We start from the raw sequence: 21,064 nt of genomic DNA, 5'->3' as shown, positions 1-21,064 counted from the left end.
CAGCCTCTATGCTCATATCGCAACTATGCGCAGATGGTTGGGTGCAGATGGCGCTCAGGCAGGCGTTGCGCGGCACGCGGCCTAGTGGCCGAATGCAAAGCTGGACATAGTTTTCCGTTGGCCGGAGTCATGGGTGGTACCACTTCGGGAGATCACCGTGGGTAGCATCCACCATTTTCTTCATAGCGACACCCAATACAAAGATGGGGCTGCAATGCTCCGTGCTAGTTCACGCGAGTTCTTTAGACGCCATAACTATGCACAGACTTCGCCGGACCCGAAGTCTCACTGCCAGAGGGGCTGACGGCATTCATAAACAACCATCTGCGCATAGTTGTCACCTGAGCATAGAGGCTGATAGCTGTCTTGCAAAGAACAAGACTGCATGCCCGAAAGCTGACATTGTCAACGCTACTCGCGACGGCAATTGTTAGCCGTTCCCCAATGAAGGCAACAGCCACCTTGCCGTCCATCGGGGCTTCTGCCCACGACATTGTTGGAGCCGACCTGGACCTTTAATTCAGGTATTCAACGCGCATCAGTTTGACAGCGCCGACAACTCCAGCCTGTAGTTCAATTGCAGCAATTAGCTCGTCGATTTTGTCCTGTGGGCCTGGCGCAGTCAAAAGTAACACAGTCGGAGCATCGGGCGTATCCTGGTGTGCCAGCAATTCTTTTTGGACCAATTGCACACCAGCATTGCATAGCAACTGGTCGAGCTCTGGTAATCCTTGGGCGCCGCTGCGAAGGTCAATCCGCAAATAGTACGAAGAACAGACATCGGCCGAGGCAATCATTGCCTGTGGTGCCATCGCTGATTCCTGAAAAGCGAGATAGGGGACCCGGTGCTGGTGAGCAATGTCCATGAAGCGGGACACATCGACCAAGTCTGCAATGACTGCCGACGCTGTCTGTTCCGCACCAGCCCCTGCGCCGTAATACATGGTTAAACCGGCTGCATCACTATGGACCATGACAGCGTTCATGGAGCCTTGAACATGGGCGAGCAAATTGTCACTTGGAATTAAGGCTGGCTGCACCCGCAGTGAGATTCCATCGGCCGTGCGCTGAGCAATACCCAGTAACTTGATGGCAAATCCGAGGCGCTTTGCAAACTCCACATCGCGTTGTTCTACAGCCCTAATCCCTTCCACGTGAACGCAGCCAAATTGCAGGGGTATCCCAAAAGCGTTGGACGCCAGCAGCGCAAGTTTGTGTGCCGCATCAATTCCATCGACGTCAAATGCGGGGTCTTGTTCTGCATAGCCTTTGCGCTGTGCCTCTTGCAGAGCCGTGTCGAAGTCCAGACCATTGGACTTCATCTCGGAGAGAATGAAATTGGTCGTTCCGTTGATGATGCCCGCTACCCAGTTGATGCGATTGGCTGTCAGCCCTTCGCGCAAGGCTTTGATGATGGGAATACTGACCGCGACTGCACCCTCATATGCAACCATCACTCCTTGTGCGCGTGCAGCAGAAAAAATTTCTGTGCCGTGTAACGCAAGCAATGCCTTGTTGGCTGTAACCACGTGCTTGCCCGCCGCAATTGACAGCAGCACCAGTTCACGGGCAATCGTGGTCCCACCAATCGACTCCACAATCACGTCGAGGTCTGGATGTTGAACGACCTGGAAAGGGTCGTCAGTCAGCATCACGTCGTCGTCTACGACCGCAACAACCCGTTCCATGTCGCGCACAGCCACCATGGAAATCTCGATGCGTCGTCCCGCGCGGTCTGCAATCAACTGGGCATTGCGCCGCAATACGCGGTACGTGCCGCCTCCAACCGTGCCTAACCCGAGTAGTCCGACCCGCAAGGGGCGCTGGGTGGGCACAGACGCAACGGTGGACTGGATAGTGAGGGGACTGGCATTGTGATTCTGGCACATCAAATTCTCCGAACAGTTGAGGACCCAGCTGCCTATGCTGGGTTTGTTCAGAGTTACACCAGTAGGCAGCCGGAACGGCCACCTGCACGACGCTCAGGCGGCCGTGTTGGTAATGGTGGTAATGCTTGCGTCCATCGCCCAGATAGTCTCGGGCGCCAAAGTACGCGCCAGGTTATGGGCGCATGGTCGGATGAATATGGAACGGCACAGCATGGCTTAAGGATAGCATGCCGTAAAGCGGCCATGCGCCAATACCCGCAAACGCTGCCTAGCGGGTGCTCGCCCCAACAATCTGTAGCCACATCGGGTGGCTACATTAGATCGGAATACGCACAACACCCACCCGTTTGTAAAGCGTTGTCCGTGACACCCCGTAGCGCTTGGCAATGTCATTCACTTGCGCGGCCGGGTCAGACAACAGCGCCTTGATCTCACGGATCTGTTTCTCAGAAAGCTTGGGTTTTCGCCCACCGACCCGGCCACGGGCGCGGGCCGCAGACAGTCCGGCCATCGTGCGCTCACGGATCAGGTTGCGCTCGAACTCCGCCAAGGCGGCAAACACATGGAACTGCAGCTTGCCCGATGCGCTGCCGGTGTCGATCTTCTCACTCAGGCTCTCAAAAGTGATGCCATCGCGCTCCAGGTCGCTGATGATCTTCACCAGGTCAGAAAGGGACCGGCCCAGCCGATCCAGCCGCCACACCACCAGGGTGTCGCCGGTGCGCAGAGCTTTGCGGCAGTGCTCCAGCTCGATGCGACTGGCCGACTTGCCCGAGGCCGTCTCTTCATAGATCGCAGTACAGCCGGAGCGGGTGAGGGAATCACGCTGCAGGTCCAGATTCTGGTCATCGGTGGAAACACGGGCGTAACCGATTCGTTTACTCATACGTTTTAGAGACTTTGATTTATGGATCAGTTAGTTTACACATTTGAGCCAAAAGACGGGGCTTTTCAGTGTCATTTTTAGAAGTCGACTACACCAAATGTCAGAAGTCCATTGCACTGCAGGAGCAATTTCGGCTTCTGACTGCAACCGGCCAACAAGAGGCGCTTGCGGCCACCTGGCAATTGGCTGTTTGGCTAAGTCGCGCAAGCAACCTGAACCGCATCGCCGTCATCACGATACATTACGCGCGTCCGGCAAGATTCCGATACTGAAGCTGGCTCAGACCCAACCGAGAATTGAGGACACCGCCAAGATGAGACTGGTGCGCAAATCCGCATTCGGCCGCTATGTCTGCAATGGGGTTGTCATTGGCGCTCAGCAGATGTCTACAACGACGAACACGATTTACAGCGCCTTATGGATGCGCTCGAAAAATTGTTATCTGACATCCCCAAAGGGCAATAGCATGGATACCGGTTTGCTCTTGCCCCTTGCCCTGTTTGCTTTGACATTGGCCGTTTCGCCAGGTGGCGCGACCTCCTTGGCAACATCGTCAGGTGCTCAGTTTGGTTTTCGGTGCTCCATTACGTTGATGGTCGGAATCAGCGCAGGGTTGGCCACTCTGGCAGCCATCGCTGGAGCAGGTTTGTCGGGCTTGCTGATGGTTGCACCGTCTTTGCAACTGGCTATGAAAGTCATCGGGACCGCGTATCTGCTTTGGCTCGCATGGAAGATTGGAAACAGTGGGCCACCCAATCTGCTCGCGAATATGACGAACCCTCTTGGCTTTGCGGCGGGAGTCAGCCTCCTTTGGGTGAATCCGAAGGCCTGGGCCACATGGTCACAGGTGCGGCAGCGGCCTTCGCCGGGCTGACCTCGCATCCTGTTGAACTTGCCGCTGTGCTCGGCATTGCCTTCGGTCTGGCTGCGGCGGTATCGCAGTCGATTTGGTGTGTTGCTGGAATTTTGTTAGCAAAATTGCTGAAAACAGAGCGGCAGTGGCGTGCGGTCAACACAACTTTGGGTGTGCTTCTCGCTGCATCGACTATTCCAATCTGGTTGACGTGAGCAGCAGTCTTCACCTGCCGACCCAGCGCATCACGCGCTGTCACTGATTTTTGGCCGAGTCACCCACCACGCCGATGAAACGATCAGTAGGCCGCCAATCCAGCCCTGCAACGCCATTTGCTCACCCATCCAAAGCACGGCAATCAGTGCGCCCCAAAGCGGTTCACTCCCCATGAGCAGCGACACGCGCGACGGGCTGGTTCTTGATGCTGCGTAGTTCTGAACGAAGAATGCGAACAGCGTGCAAAACAGCACCAGGAAAACCATGGCCAGCCAAAATGACGAACTGCTCGGCAGCGCAGGCCATGTGGCACCGTGCACTGCCAGCATCAGAATCGCAGAACCCAGCGTCATCACGCCCATCTGCACTGCCGTCACCGTGAGAGCGGGCAGGCCGTGCCGCTGGCCATGACGGCGTGTCAGGCAGACCATCACGCCACGCAGGAACGCCGCGAGCACCATCAGACCGTCTCCCATAGACAGGCTGGCCGTGTCTCCATGCTGAAACGCCAGCAAGCCTGCGCCCACCATTGATAGCCCGGCGGCAACCAATACCGCACGGCTGGGTCTAGACTTGAGCAGCCACCATTCGCACAGGGGTGTGAAAGCGACACAAAGGCTGACCAAGAAAGCTGCGTTGGAGGCTGTGGTCAGTGACACTCCGAAGGTCTCGCAGATGAAGATGGCCAGCAGGTTGATGCCCAGCAGCGACGCGCCGGCAAACGCTGTCGGCCATGAAGGCACGGCCAGCCCACGCAAGGCAGGCAGAACCAGCAGAAAAGTCAGACCAAATCGCAGGACCAGGAATTGCAGCACGGGCATTTGTCCAGTGGCGACCTTGGCAGCGCTATAGCTGCCACCCCAAATGACTGCCACCAGCAAGAGCAGCCATTCGACACGGCCAAACCGGGACAAAGCCTGTCCACTGCCCGTGAACGAGCTTTCCGTACTCGCCGAGATAGATGACGTATTCATGAGACCATCTTCGTAAATGCGATAACGAGAACGTCCCGGTAGGCCTCAAGGCGGGCATCAACTGGTGAAACCGGCGACACCGAGTGCATGGTGTGAGCGTCGTTGCCAATCAGAATATCCATTGGGCTTTGGAGCATATGCTCCCAAAGAACCTGTTGATCGTTGTCGGTGATGGTCGTCACACCTCCCGTCACGTTACGCCGCGACACCATCATGCTCACGATGTAGTCCACGCCATCTCTGTGGAGTCCTTCCGGCGTAGGGTTGCCGTTCTCGCTTTGATTGGCCAGAATCCGATAGGGGTGTAGACGGATGTTCCAGCGCTGTGGGCTGCCCTCGCATTGATCGTACAGAGCCGTGAGCCAGTCAAGCAGCCGATTCAGTACCCTGTGGGTGACAAACGCCGGTTCCAGCGGATCAAATATCCGCGCAATGTCGCCATTCAGACTGTTGATGTATTTCGGCTGTTCGTAGGGGCCATGTGGCCTCTGCAGACGGCCTGACCCGGGCTGAGAATCAAATTCGCCATAACGTCGAAGTCGGTAGGTTCCCCCGTCGCCCATGTAGCGATCCATGGTTAGACGAGACCAGAACAAAGCAAATTCGCTGATGTCTGCCGGGGTCAAGTCAAGCGTGTCTGCCAGCGCATCGCCAGCGAAGTACAAAAAATGCTGGCGATTCAGGTTGCGAATGAATCCCTCGGTCAGTGCTGTTTCAAGCGGCTGATCTTCAAAGATTTCGGTTGTCATACGGCGACCTCCACTTCGCGGACAGCACGGTCGGTTCGTACAGGTGGTACAAAAGCATCTTGGACCAAGGCCTTTTCCCATGCATCCCGATCGGTAAGGTACAGCGGTCGATTCGCTTTGATCGAGGAAGTATCCATGGCCCCCTGGCGCAGGGTATAGCGAACCGTGCCAGTCACCTTCTCCGCAGACTTGCGGACGAACGCATCAGCGCTCTCTCTCAGGGGCGCGAACCACCGACCTTCAACGGCCTCGCGTGTCCATAGCAACTCCATTGACACTTTTTCCCGAAGCAGTTCTGCGTCGAGCACGGCCGTCTCGATCTGGCGGTAAGCGTCCATCAGAATGGTTGCCGCAGGCGCTTCACGCACCTCAAGGACTTTCTCTCCTCCTTCAAGATGCTCCAAACCGCTGTAGCGGCCGATCTGGTATGCGCCTACGGTCTGGTTCAGGTGGGAAATCAAGGGAACAAGATCCATTGCCTGCTGATCAATGGCCACCGGTAACCCCGCGCGGAAATCGATCTGGATTTCCCGCGGTTCCATAGGAATTTCAGAGGCACGCGTCCACTCGAACAGAGAAGGGGGTACCCAAAACCCTTCGGGGTTGTCAATCGACCCCGATTCGAATTCGCGGCACCACAGGTTCGCATCGCCGCTGATGCCACGAGCTTGAAAGCGTGCAAGTCCCAGCTGCTTGAGAACTTCGATCTTTTCGTCCCGTGTGAGGATCGAACGTTCATAGGGTGTTCCGTAACAACCTAGGTATCCCAATTGGCCGATGGCACCGTTGAGCCTGCGAAGGCTGTTTTGGGACTGGTTGGCCGTGTGCACGATGGCGTCGCATCCCAGTTCGCGAGCGACCTGCACAGCCACTTTGGCGAGAATGGGGCGAGAAAGCGAGGAGCTCACGGGGAACATGCCGAGGTACTTTGCTTGTGCGCAAATTGCAGGAGCCACAGCTTCTCGGGCAAACATCTCGCGAGCGTCGACGATGGTCAGATTGGCCCCGAAGAAATCAGCGATCTCCTGGAGATCCTGGACACGGCAACCTTCGCCTACGTCCACCGAGAGCGCGGTAATGCGCAAATTTCTCTGGGAGAGTTCCTTGAGGACATAACTGCTATCAAGGCCCCCGCTGAACAGCGTTAGCACGTGGTCGACATGACCTTTCATTGCGTCGAGATCTTCGAAACTGCGAATTCTGCGTGTTGACATTTCACGTACTCCCTTGCATTGTTGAGAAGTGAATTGTCTGGCTCAGGCTAGACATTGACTAGACTCGATGCTTGAACAGGAGCTGTGCATGGTGAGAACAGATGATTTCTTGGAAGTGATGCACGAACTGGTGGCTTTTGTCCGAGCGGCGGAGGCTGGTAGCTTTTCAGCGGCTGCGCGGCGCCATGGAATGACGCCTTCAGCGGTCAGCCGCCAGGTCGCACGTTTGGAGAAGACCATGGGCGTATCGCTCATGCAACGCACGACCCGGCATATGCGCCTGACCGAGGCAGGAATGGAGGTACTGCAGCGGGGGCGAGAAATGGTCGCGGCGGCTGAGGCGTCCATGCGCGTTGTCGAGGGCCATGTGGGCTCACCCAGAGGGCTTGTTCGCATCAGCGCACCCAAGGCGTTCGCCCGTCACGTGCTGCACCAGCCCTTGCTGGCCTTCCTGTATAGCTATCCCGACGTAGACATACATCTGCTGGCGACCGACCAGCCCGTCGATCCTTTGCGCGAAGGTTTTGACCTTGTGGTCCGCCTGACCGACGACCCACCGCAAGGTATGGTGGCTCGCACGCTGATGCCTGTGAAGCAAATGGTGCTGGCCAGCCCATCCTATTTGGCATCCAACCCACGCATTACCATTCCTGAAGATCTGATGGCCCATAGCTGTCTGTCGATCGGCGAGCAGGAGCGCGACAATCGCTGGCGATTCGCGCGCGGTGACAATCAAGTGGAAGTGACCGTCGCTGGCCGCTATACCTTGAATCACAGCGTGATGCGCCTGGAGGCGGTAGAGGCAGGCCTGGGCGTGGGGTGCGTACCGGATTTCGTGGCGCTTGATGCAGTTGCGGCCGAGCGGGTGGTTCGTTTGCTACCCGACTGGGCCTTTGACACAAACTATCAGGGCATAGCGTATCTGCTTTTTTCCCCGTCCCGCTACACCACCCCGAAGGTGCGCGTACTGATCGATCACCTTGTGAGTGCGCTTAAACCCTTGGCTCCGCCGCCGACAACCTGACCCTTTGCATTGCACCGAGATCAATTGCGGGTTTTCCAGCTCACCTCTGACATATGCGCCAAGTTCAGTTGATTCAATAACTTCTGCAGTTGAGAACACTGGGTGAGCACCCGCTTGTGGTTTGGAATGCGAGCTCGCCAGTAGGTGGACTTCTACCGTTCAACAGCGTTACTCAAACGGCAGCATTTCGGAAATGCTTGGAACTGGCTCTCCGGGTCGGAAGCAGTCATCCGTTCAACCTTGGGAAAGCAGCTTCACCCCATCCGGACGCAGTTCTCCCTTGGGCGAAACGTGTCGGTAGAGCGTCTGCCGGGTGATGCCAAGTTCTTCACAAAGATCGCCAACCTTGGTCTCTGGCTGGCCCATGGAAGCGCGCGCCAAACGTAGCTTGGCAGTCGTCATCTTGAACGGTCGCCCGCCTTTGCGGCCACGAGCGCGTGCAGACGCCAGTCCGGCGAGCGTACGTTCTGAAATCAGTTCACGCTCAAACTCGGCCAGCGCTGCAAAGATGCCAAACACGAGCTTGCCAGCGGCAGTTGTTGTATCGACTGCTGCACCATGACCAGTCAAAACCTTCAATCCCACGCTGCGTGCTGTCAGGTCATGAACGGTGTTGATGAGGTGGCGCAGATCACGGCCAAGCCGATCCAGCTTCCACACAATCAGGGTATCTCCTGCGCGCAGCGCCTTCAGACCGGCAGCCAGCCCCGGCCGATCATCGCGCCGGCCCGAAGCCATGTCCTCATAGAGATGTTCCCAACTTACCCCGGCAGCAGTCAGTGCGTCACGTTGCAAATCAGTTGACTGAGATCCATCCGCCTTTGATACCCGCATGTAGCCAATCAGCATTTGTCGTCCTGTCACATATACGTTCGATTATGTGACAGTGTGAACCTGAAAGCCCCTGGCGTCAAAATTTGTCACTTAACCCGTCATTTAGTCTAAGGCATGCAAACGGCCATTCAGGTATATTTTGTGACAGAAATTCGAGAGGAATCTGCTCTTTGGCAAAGGTGGCGCGCAACTGCTCAAGGGACTCGCGGTCACTCTGCCCATAGGACGCCAGCGCGAACAGCGAGCGGGCCGTCTCGGGGTTGTGTCTCGCGTCGGCGATGGCTTCGTTGATCGCCTTGAGTGCCTCCTGCCAGTGGTTGACTGGCTCCGGCTTCCGTTCCTTCGCGGGTAGGCCGTTGGTAAACCCGGTGTGGGGTTCCGACCAGAATAGCTTTGCATGTTCCCCTGGTGGGCTTATACCCCTCGACTCAGTCAAGTTGATTGCCGTTGCCGCCGCTTCCAACATCTGCAACCTCACTGCCGGGTCCAGGGTTTCATACGGTCGCCACAGACTTTGCCCAGCACGCATTGGATGCCCGCAGTCTTCCCAGACATGGCGGAGATACCCCGCGTAGGTTCCGCACGTCGAGAGCGGGGTGTTCAGCTCATCGAGCAGCGTGCGTAGCAGACGAAACCACAATCCGGCGTGGACGCGTCTACGCGGCAGCTCTACGTAGCCGGTCGTCAGCGCCTGCCAGGTGCGGCGGTCCATCGCCACAATCGCGTCGCTGGCCGTGCGCGGGTCGGCGTCCGCATTCTGCCAGCCGATAAACCTCCCTGGCACGCCCCAATAGGATTCCAGCCAGCATCCATGCAGTGGACAGCTCAGCATCAGGGGTAGCTTCCACGCGAGCAGTATGGCTTGGTTCCCTGGATCGTTTAGGCAGAGCGGACAGGCGCGGTATATCGACTGGCTGGGCAGCCAGGCACGCCAGCTCGTGATGGATCGCGTCTTACGGCGGAGTTTCGGCAGCAGCACCGAGAGCTGGAAAGCATAGGTTTCCAATGCGTCTGGAATCTGATCGTCAAGGCTGTCCAGTAGCCAAGGCACCCAGCCGGCGAAACTCATACCACGCAGCCGGTCCAACTCGATACCGCTCCGCTGGGAGAGCATCGCCAGCAGCGCCAGTGGTGGCGCGGTGTCCAGGTCATCGACCTGGCCGTGACCAAGATCGTGCTCCAGCAGCTCGGACACCTCCATGTGATAGCAAAGGGCCACTCGGTTGAGCCACGAAGACAATGCTTCGCCTTCACTGGGGGCCGGGTGTAGCGGCCAGCGTGGCGCGGGTTTCACATCAGTTCCCGCTCGAATTGCCGACGCCGCTCGCTGGGGCCGGTGTAATCGGCCATGCTGAGCGTGCGGTGGTTGATAGCTTCCTCGCCGCTTTCCACGGCGGCGACGGCCGCCGCCATCAACAGGTGTGCCAGCTCGCCGATGGTGCCCTCGCTGCGCGTGAGCAGGTAGCGGGCCATGTCCAGCGTGGCAATCGACGAGAGCCGCCGCAGTGGGAGCGAAGTTGCGAAGCTGGCTAACAGTGAGCAGCAATCGTCATTGGCTTCCCAGACGGGCAACAACATCGGCTCGAAGCGGTTTTCCAACTGGTCATCCGAGCGGATGGCCAGGTAGGCTTCGCGCGTGCCGACCCCGACCAGCGGGATGCGCAGTTCGTTGCCAAGGAAGCGCAGCAGGTTGAGGAATTCCCTCCGGTTGGTGCTATTGCCCGCGAGAACGTTGTGAAGCTCGTCGATCACCAGCATGCGCACGCCGACCTTTCGCAGCAGTGCCAGCGCCAGTTGCTCTATTTCTGGCAGCCGTGGGCGCGGCCTTAGCGGTGCGCCCATCGCGGCGAGCAGCGCGACGTAGAAGCGGATCACTGACGGCTCGGACGGCATCTGCACAACCAGCACAGGGATGTGCTCCTGATCCTCGTCTGAGCTGGCCGGGTGGGTACGGCGGAACTTCTCGATGATCATCGACTTGCCGTTGTTGGTTGGGCCGACCAGCAGCAGGTTGGGCATACGTTGTTTGTTTGGCCACGCATACAGCGTTTCCAGCCGGTTCAGCGCCTCGACTGCGCGCGGATAGCCGATCCAGCGGTCGACGCGAAGGCGCTGGATGCGCTCGTTCGCTGGTAGCCGAGCCAACCCCTGTGCCGCTGGTAGCAGGTGGGACAGGTCGATGATGGGAAATTCGTCCATGGCTACCACTCCTCAATCTGGTCGAACGGTTTGGCCGGTGACTGGCTGCCTGCCTGCGGGTCAGCCATGTCCGTGCCCGGTGGCGCGGTTTTGACAGGCGACGTCGATGCCTTGAGGTGTTGGCGTCGATCCGCGTCGCGTCGCGCCTTGCGCGTGGCCTTCTGCGCGGTGGTCACGATCTCTCGCATCTGGCCGATCATGCGGAACAGCGCCGACTCATCCACCTGTTCGCGCCCTTGCTGCCGCAATTTCGCCAGCGCCTGCCGTTGTTCCCAGAGGGTGACAGCCGGGTGCGACAAGGTACGGTAAGGGATTTCCAGGTAATGTTTCCCCTCCGGTTCCAGCACCCAGATACGGCTGATGTCGCGCGGGTCGCGCCGGATCATGAATGTGGGTAAGTGGCTGCGCCGTGCGATCCACGGCTTGAGCGCGTCAGCGTAGTAGTGGATGTGGTCGATGACGAAGCCGGTGCGGGTCAGCGTGCGGCGGATGACGGGCAGAAAATCGACCAGGAAAGCAGTGGTACGAGTGACGACGGCCGGCACGCCGACACGCGCCACGGCCTCGGCCCAGCGTGCGGCCGGCGGCTGAAACAGGGTGCCGTGCACTGCGGCGTGATAGGTGCCCACCGCCAGCGCAAGCCATCGTTCCAGCTCACGCAGTGTCAGCGTGGCCTTCTTCTCGGAGTCGTACTCCCCGCGCTGGCCGGGATTGGAGAAGGTCGTCCCTGGCAGTTCGTCGTGAGTCATCTGCATCGCCGTGCCGATGATCCGTTCCACAATGCCGCCATAGTGCGGCTGTCCGGGCGGACGATAGTCCAACTGGACGCCATGCTGCTCGCAACCACGGCGCAGCGCCTCGCTCTTGAATTCGGCCGCGTTGTCCAGATAGAGCAGCTTGGGCTTGCCGCTCATCGGCCAGTCCATTTCCACGTCCAACCCCTCCAACCAAGGACGCTTGTCGCAGGCGGCATGCGCGAGGCACAAGCCGACCGAGGTGGCGGACGGCGCTTCCAGCGTGACCACCATGCCGACCACGCAGCGGGTGAACACATCAATGGCAATGGTCAGGTATGGGCGACCAATGGGTTGCCGGTCGCGCTCATCAACAACGATCAGGTCGATGACCGTGTGGTCGATCTGCACCTGCTCCAGCGGCTCGGTAACTTCAGGCGGCGTACCACCGGCACCTTGCAAGGGGCGAGCTGCATCCTGGCCGCCCCGGCTTCGTGCCACTTTCGCCGGGTGCAACTCGGCAATCCGCCGGGCCACGGTGTTGCGCGCGGGCACCCGTAGCTTTTGCGTTTTGCACGCCTGCACGATTTCGCGGTGAAACGCCGCCAGGCTGCGCTTTTGCTTGGTCAGGAAGCGCTTTTGCAGCAGCTCGCGAATGATGCATTCGACCGGTTCAGTCAGACGCCCCTTGCCTTTGCCTCCGCTTGATTGACCTGGCGCGAGGTCCGTGACCAAGCCGGAGTCCTGTCGAGCGCGCCGGATTAGGGCATACACATGCCGCCGGGACAGGCCCAGCGCTTTGGCAGCAGCATCGGCTGCTTGATGGCCGACCACGTCAAGCGCCGCGAGCGGCCTGATGATCTCCGCCCTGAGCCGGGCCAGCTCCCATATCTTGTCTGACAGGGTTGCCACACCTTGCTCGATAATTTCATGCATATCGGATGCCATACCCTGACCTCACTTTCGTGCACAGGAGTATTGAGCATAGGCGAGATTGGTGCAGGCGACTACTGATATTTGGCTGTCAGTAGCCGTCTGCACAATAGGCGTCAAACCCAGTCAATTGGTGCAGTCGCCTTCTGAAAATGACATTCAGGCCCCGTTTGGACTGTCAAGAAAACGGCCGTTTAATGAACAACATTTTCACGCTTGGATTGTTCAACAAAATAGATATACATATTGCAGCAAGATTCAGGGACCACTCGATAGGGCGTGATCAAGGAATTCAAATAGTCGATCGACGGCGACTATTCTTGACGCAGGATTTCGCAGGATGCTGATTTCTAACTCTTCCAATGCTGGCAATCCTTCCTTCTCCCCGATGATTTGCAGGGAGGGAGGAACGCTACACAAGGCAAGGCCCGCAATCGCGAGACCTGCCTGCACGATCGCGATGAGGCCAAGCAGGCTTGCACTGGAATAGATGCAGCGGTAAGCACGTTCGCTGCCTGCAAGCGCCTTCAGAACATTCATTCGCGCGGCACATCCAGGTTCGAACAACGCGATCGGAAGGGGGGCTTTCTCCCAGGCGACATGCGACGACGACGCAACCCAGACGAAGCGCTCACGCCGCAATATTTCAACAGGCTGACCTGGCAGGCGGGTAACGATCGCCAGATCGATCCGCCCCTCGTCAATCGCCTTCGACAAGGCAGTCGAAGGTTCGCAAACCAATTCGACTGTGACCAACGGGTACTCGGTGCCGAAGCTGGCCAGCACGGGTGGCAGCAGGAAAGCTGCATAGTCGTCTGGAACTCCAAGACGAACGCACCCGGTTTCTTCCGGGCGGGTTACGCTAGCCCAAGCCTCGTCTGAAAGTTTGAGGAGTCGGCGGGCATGGACCAGAAAGTCCATCCCCGGAGCATTCGGCACCACCGATTTTTGACCTCGGATCAGAAGCTGTTTGCCAACAGCCTGCTCCAACCGCTGTATCTGCATGCTCACGGCAGACTGACTGCGTCCGATCCGCGGGGCGGCGTTGGAAAAACTCCCGGTTTCAACAACCGCAACAAAAGTTTTCAGCAGATCAAGATCAAGGGGTGCAGGCATTCGTATCAGTTTATCAAATAGGTTTCATGAAATCAATTCGTTTGACTGAACATGAGGTCACAGGAAAAATGCCTGCTCAACACATTGGAGGTTCTCGCATGGGAGACACCCACACCGTCAAGTTTCCGGCTGCCCGTCTCGCTCTGGCAATGGCTATCCTCGGCACCATCGGGGCGTTTGCCACGGAGGCAGGTCTCGATCCCATCACGACCGTTTTCTGGCGCTGCGTTTTCGCAGCCATATTTCTCGCAACATGGTGTTTGGTACGCGGATACCTCCCCGATCAAAGCCTTTCCTTTCGCCAGATCGCACTTGCTGCGCTTGGCGGCGTTTGCATGGTGCTGAGTTGGGCCGCCTTTTTCATGGGGTTCGCCATGACATCGATCGCTACAACAACCATCGTTTATCACATCCAGCCTTTCTTCGTGATCCTGATTGGCGTCGTTTTTCTCAAAGAGCGCATTGCATTTGATCAACTCATTTGGATGGCCGGTGCGTTTGTCGGCGTCGTTCTGGCCAGCGGTCTTGTCGCGTCATCCCTTCCTGTCAGCGGAACATGGGTGCGGGGAATCGGACTGACCCTCGCCGCCGCATTGCTCTACGCGGTGGCCACAATTCTCGCCAAGGGTCTTGGGCGACAGCGACCGGAGATCACGGCGCTTTGCCAGACCATGGTGGGGATCGTGCTGCTTTCCCCTTTTGCAAAGGTGACACATATCCCTGTGGCCTCGTGGGGATGGCTGGCCGGGATCGGTGTCCTGCACACCGGGATTGCTTATGTCCTGATGTATTCAGCCTATCCACGGTTGAAAACGCCGGTCATCGGAGTGCTCACCTTCATCTACCCGCTCGTCGCCATTTTCATTGATTGGGCGATCTATGACCATTCGCTCGGGATCGCACAGGTGGTCGGAATGACCATGATTGTGCTCGGAACACTCGGCGTGCGCCTTGGCTGGCGTCTACCCATACATAAACGGCTAGCAGGGTGACACGTGCCAGCGGCAAAATTAGGATGCTACGTACAGCATGTTTCCGCTCAAATCCACCGTTCCATTGAAAGAAATTTCATGGAGAAATTTTGGTTTTTGTCGGCCCGCAATAGGCTGGGACCGGTCGTCCGGTGGTATCGATTCAACTTCAGCAAAGGGTCGATGGCAGGCAGCCACTTTGACGAATGGCTCGACACATAGCTGTCAGCCGATCCCTTGGCGGCAACGGCCGCTTTGGAAACAGCAGATCGCAAAACTCTATGACCGGATACGCTGCGTTGCAGACAATGGGTAAATGCCAATCAAAGGGAGGTTTGTTTGACACTCAACAACCAGGTTGAATTGACATAACCCCCGTCGTCTCCACCAGGCCAGCCAACAGGTACAGCCAGTGTCGGCTATCTGGCGGGCATTACGACAACTTGGCCGACAGCCATCAGCCTTGATCAGTCGGCAGCCCGGAAGACTGGCCAAACTCCAGGCCAGTGACTCTTCAAGGCTGATTGCCGTCGTTGAAGATTTTTCCCCACGGGCAGGACCCGACCCGTTGCTGTCGTAGCGACTGCTCAAATCGTCGCCCGATAGCCGACATCGAGGAATTGGCAGGTTGTCGCCGCGAATGTCAGCTAACTGGAATGCAAATATTCAAAGTGGTCGTTGCGACTCGACCAGGAGCCGCTATTGGTGATCGGTGCTCGAAAGCAGTCGCCCGGCGAGTCGAATTCTCCATACCGGTCATTCGCGGTGAAAATTCCGACGATGGTCGTGGACTGCTCTTCCGCAGCGGGAGCGGTCATTCAATGGTATCCCCCATTTGGGGGATACCCAGATATTGAACTTGCTGTCAGAATTACTGCTTGAGCATTTGCTTACTCTACCACTCCGGTAACCTGGAGGTTGGAACTCATAATCAACACATTGGCATCGTTTCAAAAGGGAACGCCGTGAGTCATCTTGTTTTCGTTTTCGGTACGCTCAAAGAAGAATTTCCAAACTTTGGAGAAAACTCTGGAACCAGAGTGCCAGGGACTTACGAGACAGTGAATCAGTACCCTTTGTATCTTGTTGGCGAACGCCATTCGCCTTGGATGGTTAACGCACCTGGAAGTGGTGAACACGTTATCGGCCAAGTATTCTGCGTCGATTCAAACTCACTTGCCCGAATGGACATCCTGGAAAGGGTGAGCGAACCAGATGGGTATGAACGCATTTTAATTAAGGTGCGGACACGGTGCGGGAACCCCTCAGATGAGGATGATGTTTACGCGTATCTCAAGCACCCTCGGCATCTCCATGGCGCCGATATCAAGGACGGTCCATTCGCTGAGTATTCATTGGCTCACTCTGCACTTTACCGTAGCAGAGGCCGACAGACATGACTCACCGAAAGGTGGCTTTGGTTCCGGTGGAACCAGCGACTTTTCTCCGGACTCGCCCAATAGATTTGGCCTGCAGGCTTTCCAGGAGTTTTGGGCCTGCAAGCAGCGGAAGCGGCCATTGAGCGCGTTCGTTCAATTTGGGCTGTAGCCATGAATTGGTACCCAGATGCCAAGCCCAGTCAGCCAGAATATCGCAAATATCCTTTTAACAAGGTTAAATAACAGCAAAAGTGTGGCTACAAGCCACTTTCAGGAGGATTTGATGGCCAACTTATGGAGCAATGACCAACTTATAGAGCACTTTCATATGCTCTGGACATCACGTTGGGCAGCATGAAGAACGTTGCTGACAAAGCGCTGCGCTTACTCACAGCAAAGTCGCCGCGTCTTGTATGTAGCAAGTGTGGTCACGGCTTTCTGCTCGCATCCATGAAGGTTCGCATCTCGAAGAGCGGCTTTAAAGAATGCTGTCCTCGGTGTGGGGGCGAGGGCCCGTTTCGTGCGCCTTCGCCTGAAGAAGCTGCAGCCATCGTCCCGGAGCGCTTTCACTGGTGGTTTCTGGGGCCTATTGGTGTGCTCATACTTGTTGCGCTGGGGCCCACGCTTTGGCGTGGACTCAAATGAGCGCATGCCGCCCAACTCGTTGTTCCAGCCGACCGCCTTCGGCAGCGGCTGAACGTCAACGCTAGACGTCACAAAATGCACCGACCGTTGCCCATCCGCACTGAAATCGATCTGGAGGCTGAAGACCTAGCGTTTGGCCAGAGGGCAATCACAATATTGGCCGCTGTCAACGCGGCACTGTTTCTATTGCTCCTACTTCCAGCAACAGGAGTTGCACAGGCGGCCTCAGAAATTTCTCTGTGGCTCTTTCTGATTCAGGTAATCTTCCTCTTACTCGTTTTCTTGCCCGTGCTGGCTTACCGTTTGATCAAGAAACGGGAAAGACCGAAGCTGGCAGCATCGCGTGCACTCTACTGGTTCATCGAAACCCTCGGTTTGGCTGCATAGATATTGCCCAACAAGTATCCTCTGATACCAAGGAAAACACCTGCCCCACCAAGAGCAAGAACATTGTTTTGCAACCGCTCCTCCTTCGCTCATGTGCAGCACAGTGACGCCTAATCGTTTTTAGCGGCGTCAACCATAGGATTTATAAAGCCGCTGTCTGAAAACTTGGCTGTCGGCTTCCAGCCTGAAACTGGCGTCAGTTGTGCAGCGGGAGCGCTAATTCAGGGGCATCCTCCAATTTGGGGATGGTCAGTTGAGGGCATAGCGGTCAGAATCGCGGTGCCGACATTCGCATACACCCAAAGATTGGGCTGAATATCGCTTTCCTGACAACAACCCCATACAAGTCGAATGAACATTCTCAAAGCTGCACTTGTTCACACCAGAATATGGTTCATGCTATTGGCGCTGACTGGTGCTACTTCCAACACCCCAAGCTATGCAGATGAATTGCAGCCTGGGAATACCTACAAAATTGTTGGTCCCGTGTATTTGGCTGGCATATTTAAGAATCTGAACAATCGACAACTCGAGAGAGGGCTGGCGGTTGAGTCTTTGACTGCGGTGCAATTTAAGGGGCCTGAGGTAGCATTTCAGCGAAAAATGCCACAGGGAACGACCATGACTATCATTGGCCCAGCGCCAAAACGGGTACCCCTTCCCTTCTATGCAAATCGATACTTTGTCCGGCTTGACCCTAAAGACCCGCCAAGCGAGCTGGACGTTATTCTTGAACTTAATCGCGGGATTGAGGGCAGTTTGGACGGCTTGAATCCGGAACTATTTAGCCGGGTGTTGACGCAGGAATCGAATTGACAGTTCATGCCGATGTTGCCTCGACCGTCGCCATTCGAAGCCTACACATCCCAAGACACGAACCCGACATGTACCTCACCCCCAACAGCAGGTCTGAATGAAGAGTTGCCCTGGTAAGCGCAGCTTGACCGCCTTCAATTTGTTGACGACGCCGTTTTGCAGCGGGAGCCGTCATACGCCGGCACAGCCCAGTTTGATACGATGCTGCCAATGAACGCAGACGAGTTCCACTCGGGATACTAAATGGTAGCGACTCTCCGAAAGCCGATTCCTGCTGACTATGAATTGTTGGCATCCTGGATTCCAGACGAATCGGCGTGTACACGCTGGGCAGGGCCGCGAGTTCCTTTTCCGTTTCAAGTTGCGGAACTTGCGGATTTGCTGAGGGTTGATAACGGAAGCAGCTATGTCCTGGAGGACTCGGTTTTAGGACCGATTGGATTTGGCCAGCATTTCGTAAATGCCCCTGGCGCCGTACATCTGGGAAGAATCATTATTTCTCGAAGTACGCGAGGCCATGGGTTTGGGAAAGTTCTCTGTGAACTGCTGATTGAACAAGCAATTCTGGCTACTTCCGCACCAAAGCTTACGCTTCGGGTTTACCGAGACAATGAAGTAGCACGTGTTTTGTATACCGGTCTTGGCTTCAAGGTAGTGGATAAAAAATCAGACGATAAAGTGCTCTTCATGGAGGCCAGAATTAACTGACTGAGATTGGAAGCAACACGTGTGGAAGGGTGTGGAATCTGCGGATTGAACGTATCCAGTCTGGAAACTTGAAGACCCGCTTACAGCCTTGAACAGTCGCCCGCCCGAAAAACTGGCCAACCTCCTGGCGAGTGACTCTTGAAGGCTGGAAGCCGACATCCAAATTTCCAGACAGCGGTTATACAAATCATCGGATTTCCTGCTTTAACGCCAACTTAAGGGGCGCTTTGGCGCGTCCCGCTTGAATGTAGGGTTCTGTTTTTCTTGTAACTAGAAATTGTTCTCCAACTGCGCCGTATTGAAAATACCAACACAGGTAGAGCAGCAATGTAAAAAATGATAAAAATCCAATACCAATTTGGATTATTAACTTTATCAGCGCAACCACGCAAACAGATAGCACCAAAGACTAAACCCTGAACAAACCTTAATAAACCAAGCGTGGTTATAGCAGTTCCTGCTATGAAAAAACACCATTCGATATAGTACATTACTTTTTCAAACATATAAACCCAACGCAATATTCAGAGCAGAAGACTTGCTCCATAAGTTGACCATCAAATCCTCCTGAACGCGTTCCGTTGCCTGATTTCCACTGTCTTCGCAACTTGTCCATCGTACGCGGCAGGTCCGACACGGTTATTGTGGTGCAACCGTGAGGGAGTTTATGTTGAATGTCTGTTTTCTCTGCGATGCAGCTGCCCTTTACACATAGAGGGCAAATGCAGCGACGATAAGAAGCACGTAGAAGGTACTTCCAATGAAACTGAGACCAGTGTTTGTAATAACTCGTTGACCGTCCCTCACAAACGATAAGGCACCTGCGGGGCCATAGATACGGCCTTCATCTCCTTGCAAATCCTCACCTCGCCACCGACCACGCGTGACAAAGCGGACAAGAAACTGCCCGGTCTGCCGAACAAGGAGTACCAAAATAGCAGCGAGCAAATCATCCATAAATTCCCTGACTAATCAAGGCCAAGAATTCTGTTGCAACCAAAAGTTGGAAACTTAAAAACCTCACTCATTCTTTCCATTTGATTATTATGGCAAATCCGAGTGCAATGACCGCGCTCACCAGCCATGCGACAAGTGTCGGGGCTATCGTCCAAAAGAATGTCTCTGCAGCCCTGTTGGCTTCGACGAGGCTTGACTGATACATGGGCACGCAACCTGGGAGCAGCACAGCCAGAAAACTTGCAAGCAAACCCAGCTTGTAAGCCCGCGACTTATCGGGTATCCACCATCCCAAGCCAAAAGCAATTGTGAATCCAGCCCCAATCTTCAAGCCAAAAAGTTGCCAAAAGGTGAGTTCCATATCCGTAGCTGAGTTCAATTCTTGGAGCTTCTGGACTTGACTGTGTTCCACAGGCTGAAACCGTGCACAAAAGATATGCAAGCGAATGCGAGGTAAAGGGACACAATGCCAGCGGAACCAAGAGACTGATTCGCCACTTCTTTCAGCCAACCCCAACGGCCCGTAAAAGGTGGTTTTGACGGGGCCAACCATTCGCCGTAAGCTAGAAGCAACGACATCCCACCAAAGCCAAGCCAGAGTCGCCAGTGAACCAGTCCTGTGGGTATAAAGCCCTGCAACATCTTCTCTCTTGAAATTGGTTCTGCGGACCCGCCATGCATGCGTCGAGAGTCCCAAACGATGAATGCGGCCAGAGCGAGAAGGAGCAAAAATCCGATAAGCATAAATATTGGGTAGAGAAAATTAGCAGATGGCGTTTTTTGAAGGGAGACTGCCCTGCGTTTTGCCAACACGGTCATTCTGACGGCAATGCCTCCCACTGAACATCCCCCAAATGGGGGATATAACTGAATGACCGCTCCCGCTGCATTGCAGCACCGGCGAGTCAAACGTGTCTACGATCTGCCACATGACAAATGATTGCCTTTTGAACGGGCAGCAAAAGTTCCTTTTGCTGGTAGCCTGCAAAGCCCGAGTAGCTAAGCGGATCGAACGAAACCTCGCGCCCTATGAAAAACGGCGGTGTTGGTAAGAGCATTGGGTGACCCATTTGCGCAAGATGACTTTCGGTGAGAGAACTTGCATGGGCTTCAGTCCCCGACGGCCACGAATCTGTGACAACGATGTCGACGTCTGCTGGTGTTGAGTCGACAAAGAGTACGTTTGTCGTCGATTCGTGGAACTGAGCGCTACAGACGTGGATCACTGTGAAGCCAAGTACGCCAGCAAGCTCATGCCAAGAGCGCAACACATTCGTTGGGGGACCCCAAAGACATACTCGTGCATCTTCAAGTGGCCGCAACTTTGTTTCAACATAGTATGCATCGGTGAGCACTTCGCATGGATGCGCCTCGCCTGACATTGCATTAATCACTGGTCGCTGCGTGGCTGCGGCAAACTCGGCTAAGCGAGCGTGATTTAACTCGCGAATAACGTAAGCGCCCAGCCAACCCATCTTGAATTGAGATCTCGCATCTCGCAAGATCGTGTGCACGCAACCCATCGTGCACACCATGCTCAAAGACCCAGACCCCGCCAAGTATCCGGCCCGACGCACCCA

Annotated in this window: 20 protein-coding genes and 1 pseudogene; 7 read left to right on the top strand and 14 right to left on the bottom strand. The window is 55.9% G+C overall.

Translation table 11 applies throughout. The annotated features are described in order from the left end of the window. Nucleotides 1-515: 515 nt before the first annotated feature. The 3 genes from LHU53_RS19050 to LHU53_RS19920 form a co-directional block, all read right to left on the bottom strand. Nucleotides 516-1,889, bottom strand: a complete 1,374-nt coding sequence (locus LHU53_RS19050) for a homoserine dehydrogenase (RefSeq protein ID WP_227334362.1) — start codon at nucleotides 1,887-1,889, stop codon at nucleotides 516-518. Between the two features lie 316 nt (nucleotides 1,890-2,205). Continuing rightward, nucleotides 2,206-2,775, bottom strand: a complete 570-nt coding sequence (locus LHU53_RS19045) for a recombinase family protein (protein WP_227334361.1) — start codon at nucleotides 2,773-2,775, stop codon at nucleotides 2,206-2,208. Between the two features lie 241 nt (nucleotides 2,776-3,016). Further along, nucleotides 3,017-3,124: a hypothetical protein gene (locus tag LHU53_RS19920; protein WP_370632352.1), complete on the bottom strand. Its 108-nt coding sequence runs from the start codon at nucleotides 3,122-3,124 to the stop codon at nucleotides 3,017-3,019. A gap of 117 nt (nucleotides 3,125-3,241) precedes the next feature. Here LHU53_RS19920 and LHU53_RS19040 point away from each other — a divergent pair. Beyond that, nucleotides 3,242-3,843, top strand: a pseudogene (locus tag LHU53_RS19040) (LysE family translocator). Nucleotides 3,844-3,873: 30 nt separating this feature from the next. Here the strand turns inward: LHU53_RS19040 and LHU53_RS19035 are convergent. The 3 genes from LHU53_RS19035 to LHU53_RS19025 are packed head-to-tail and all read right to left on the bottom strand — an operon-like array spanning nucleotide 3,874 to nucleotide 6,781. Next, a complete protein-coding gene (locus LHU53_RS19035; protein WP_370632351.1) occupies nucleotides 3,874-4,818 on the bottom strand; it encodes a DMT family transporter in 945 nt (314 codons plus the stop codon). Beyond that, nucleotides 4,815-5,567 carry a 2OG-Fe dioxygenase family protein gene (locus LHU53_RS19030; RefSeq protein ID WP_227334359.1) on the bottom strand — a complete coding sequence of 251 codons (753 nt, stop codon included), beginning with the start codon at nucleotides 5,565-5,567 and terminating at the stop codon, nucleotides 4,815-4,817. Before LHU53_RS19030 ends, LHU53_RS19035 begins: the two co-directional genes overlap by 4 nt. Further along, nucleotides 5,564-6,781, bottom strand: coding sequence for an argininosuccinate synthase-related protein (locus LHU53_RS19025; protein ID WP_227334358.1), 1,218 nt, complete (start codon nucleotides 6,779-6,781; stop codon nucleotides 5,564-5,566). Before LHU53_RS19025 ends, LHU53_RS19030 begins: the two co-directional genes overlap by 4 nt. Before the next feature lie 67 nt (nucleotides 6,782-6,848). Between LHU53_RS19025 and LHU53_RS19020 the strand changes: the two genes are divergently transcribed. Then, entirely contained in the window at nucleotides 6,849-7,805 is a 957-nt protein-coding gene (locus LHU53_RS19020) for a LysR family transcriptional regulator (RefSeq protein WP_255632118.1), read from the top strand. Between the two features lie 234 nt (nucleotides 7,806-8,039). On the opposite strand, the gene LHU53_RS19015 is transcribed toward LHU53_RS19020, so the two are convergent. From LHU53_RS19015 to LHU53_RS18995, 5 genes are all read right to left on the bottom strand, one after another. Beyond that, complete coding sequence (locus LHU53_RS19015; protein ID WP_227334357.1) at nucleotides 8,040-8,654, bottom strand: recombinase family protein; 615 nt, start codon at nucleotides 8,652-8,654, stop codon at nucleotides 8,040-8,042. A gap of 61 nt (nucleotides 8,655-8,715) precedes the next feature. Beyond that, nucleotides 8,716-9,933 (bottom strand): TniQ family protein, encoded by a 1,218-nt coding sequence (locus LHU53_RS19010; protein WP_227334356.1) that lies wholly within the window; start codon nucleotides 9,931-9,933, stop codon nucleotides 8,716-8,718. Beyond that, nucleotides 9,930-10,838 (bottom strand): TniB family NTP-binding protein, encoded by a 909-nt coding sequence (locus LHU53_RS19005; protein ID WP_227334355.1) that lies wholly within the window; start codon nucleotides 10,836-10,838, stop codon nucleotides 9,930-9,932. The genes LHU53_RS19010 and LHU53_RS19005 overlap by 4 nt, the downstream gene beginning before the upstream one ends. Before the next feature lie 2 nt (nucleotides 10,839-10,840). After that, entirely contained in the window at nucleotides 10,841-12,520 is a 1,680-nt protein-coding gene (locus tag LHU53_RS19000) for a DDE-type integrase/transposase/recombinase (protein WP_227334354.1), read from the bottom strand. A gap of 243 nt (nucleotides 12,521-12,763) precedes the next feature. Beyond that, the gene (locus LHU53_RS18995) at nucleotides 12,764-13,621 is read right to left on the bottom strand and encodes a LysR substrate-binding domain-containing protein (RefSeq protein ID WP_227334353.1); all 858 of its coding nucleotides are present in this window, start codon (nucleotides 13,619-13,621) and stop codon (nucleotides 12,764-12,766) included. Nucleotides 13,622-13,647: 26 nt separating this feature from the next. Here LHU53_RS18995 and LHU53_RS18990 point away from each other — a divergent pair, with 26 nt between their 5' ends. The 5 genes from LHU53_RS18990 (at nucleotide 13,648) to LHU53_RS18970 (ending at nucleotide 18,527) form a co-directional block, all read left to right on the top strand. After that, nucleotides 13,648-14,613 (top strand): DMT family transporter, encoded by a 966-nt coding sequence (locus tag LHU53_RS18990; RefSeq protein ID WP_227334352.1) that lies wholly within the window; start codon nucleotides 13,648-13,650, stop codon nucleotides 14,611-14,613. A 944-nt stretch (nucleotides 14,614-15,557) separates the two neighbouring features. After that, a complete protein-coding gene (locus LHU53_RS19915) occupies nucleotides 15,558-15,992 on the top strand; it encodes a gamma-glutamylcyclotransferase family protein (protein WP_227334351.1) in 435 nt (144 codons plus the stop codon). Between the two features lie 699 nt (nucleotides 15,993-16,691). Continuing rightward, entirely contained in the window at nucleotides 16,692-17,003 is a 312-nt protein-coding gene (locus LHU53_RS18980) for a hypothetical protein (RefSeq protein ID WP_227334350.1), read from the top strand. A gap of 351 nt (nucleotides 17,004-17,354) precedes the next feature. After that, the gene (locus LHU53_RS18975; RefSeq protein ID WP_227334349.1) at nucleotides 17,355-17,819 is read left to right on the top strand and encodes a hypothetical protein; all 465 of its coding nucleotides are present in this window, start codon (nucleotides 17,355-17,357) and stop codon (nucleotides 17,817-17,819) included. Nucleotides 17,820-18,062: 243 nt separating this feature from the next. After that, on the top strand, nucleotides 18,063-18,527 hold the full coding sequence (locus LHU53_RS18970) for a GNAT family N-acetyltransferase (RefSeq protein WP_227334348.1): 465 nt from the start codon (nucleotides 18,063-18,065) through the stop codon (nucleotides 18,525-18,527). A 705-nt stretch (nucleotides 18,528-19,232) separates the two neighbouring features. Here LHU53_RS18970 and LHU53_RS18965 read toward each other — a convergent pair. The 3 genes from LHU53_RS18965 to LHU53_RS18955 all read right to left on the bottom strand — a co-directional run. Further along, nucleotides 19,233-19,484: a hypothetical protein gene (locus LHU53_RS18965; protein ID WP_227334347.1), complete on the bottom strand. Its 252-nt coding sequence runs from the start codon at nucleotides 19,482-19,484 to the stop codon at nucleotides 19,233-19,235. Between the two features lie 67 nt (nucleotides 19,485-19,551). Beyond that, nucleotides 19,552-19,845, bottom strand: a complete 294-nt coding sequence (locus LHU53_RS18960) for a hypothetical protein (RefSeq protein WP_227334346.1) — start codon at nucleotides 19,843-19,845, stop codon at nucleotides 19,552-19,554. Nucleotides 19,846-20,389: 544 nt separating this feature from the next. Beyond that, nucleotides 20,390-21,064, bottom strand: a 675-nt coding sequence (locus LHU53_RS18955) for a hypothetical protein (RefSeq protein WP_227334345.1), incomplete at its 5' end; no start/stop codon positions are given.

Origin of the sequence: Rhodoferax sp. U2-2l (assembly GCF_020594515.1) — a bacterium.
Taxonomy (GTDB): domain Bacteria; phylum Pseudomonadota; class Gammaproteobacteria; order Burkholderiales; family Burkholderiaceae_C; genus Rhodoferax.
Note: the sequence above shows the minus strand (reverse complement) of the source record. Positions and strands in the feature narration are given on the sequence as shown.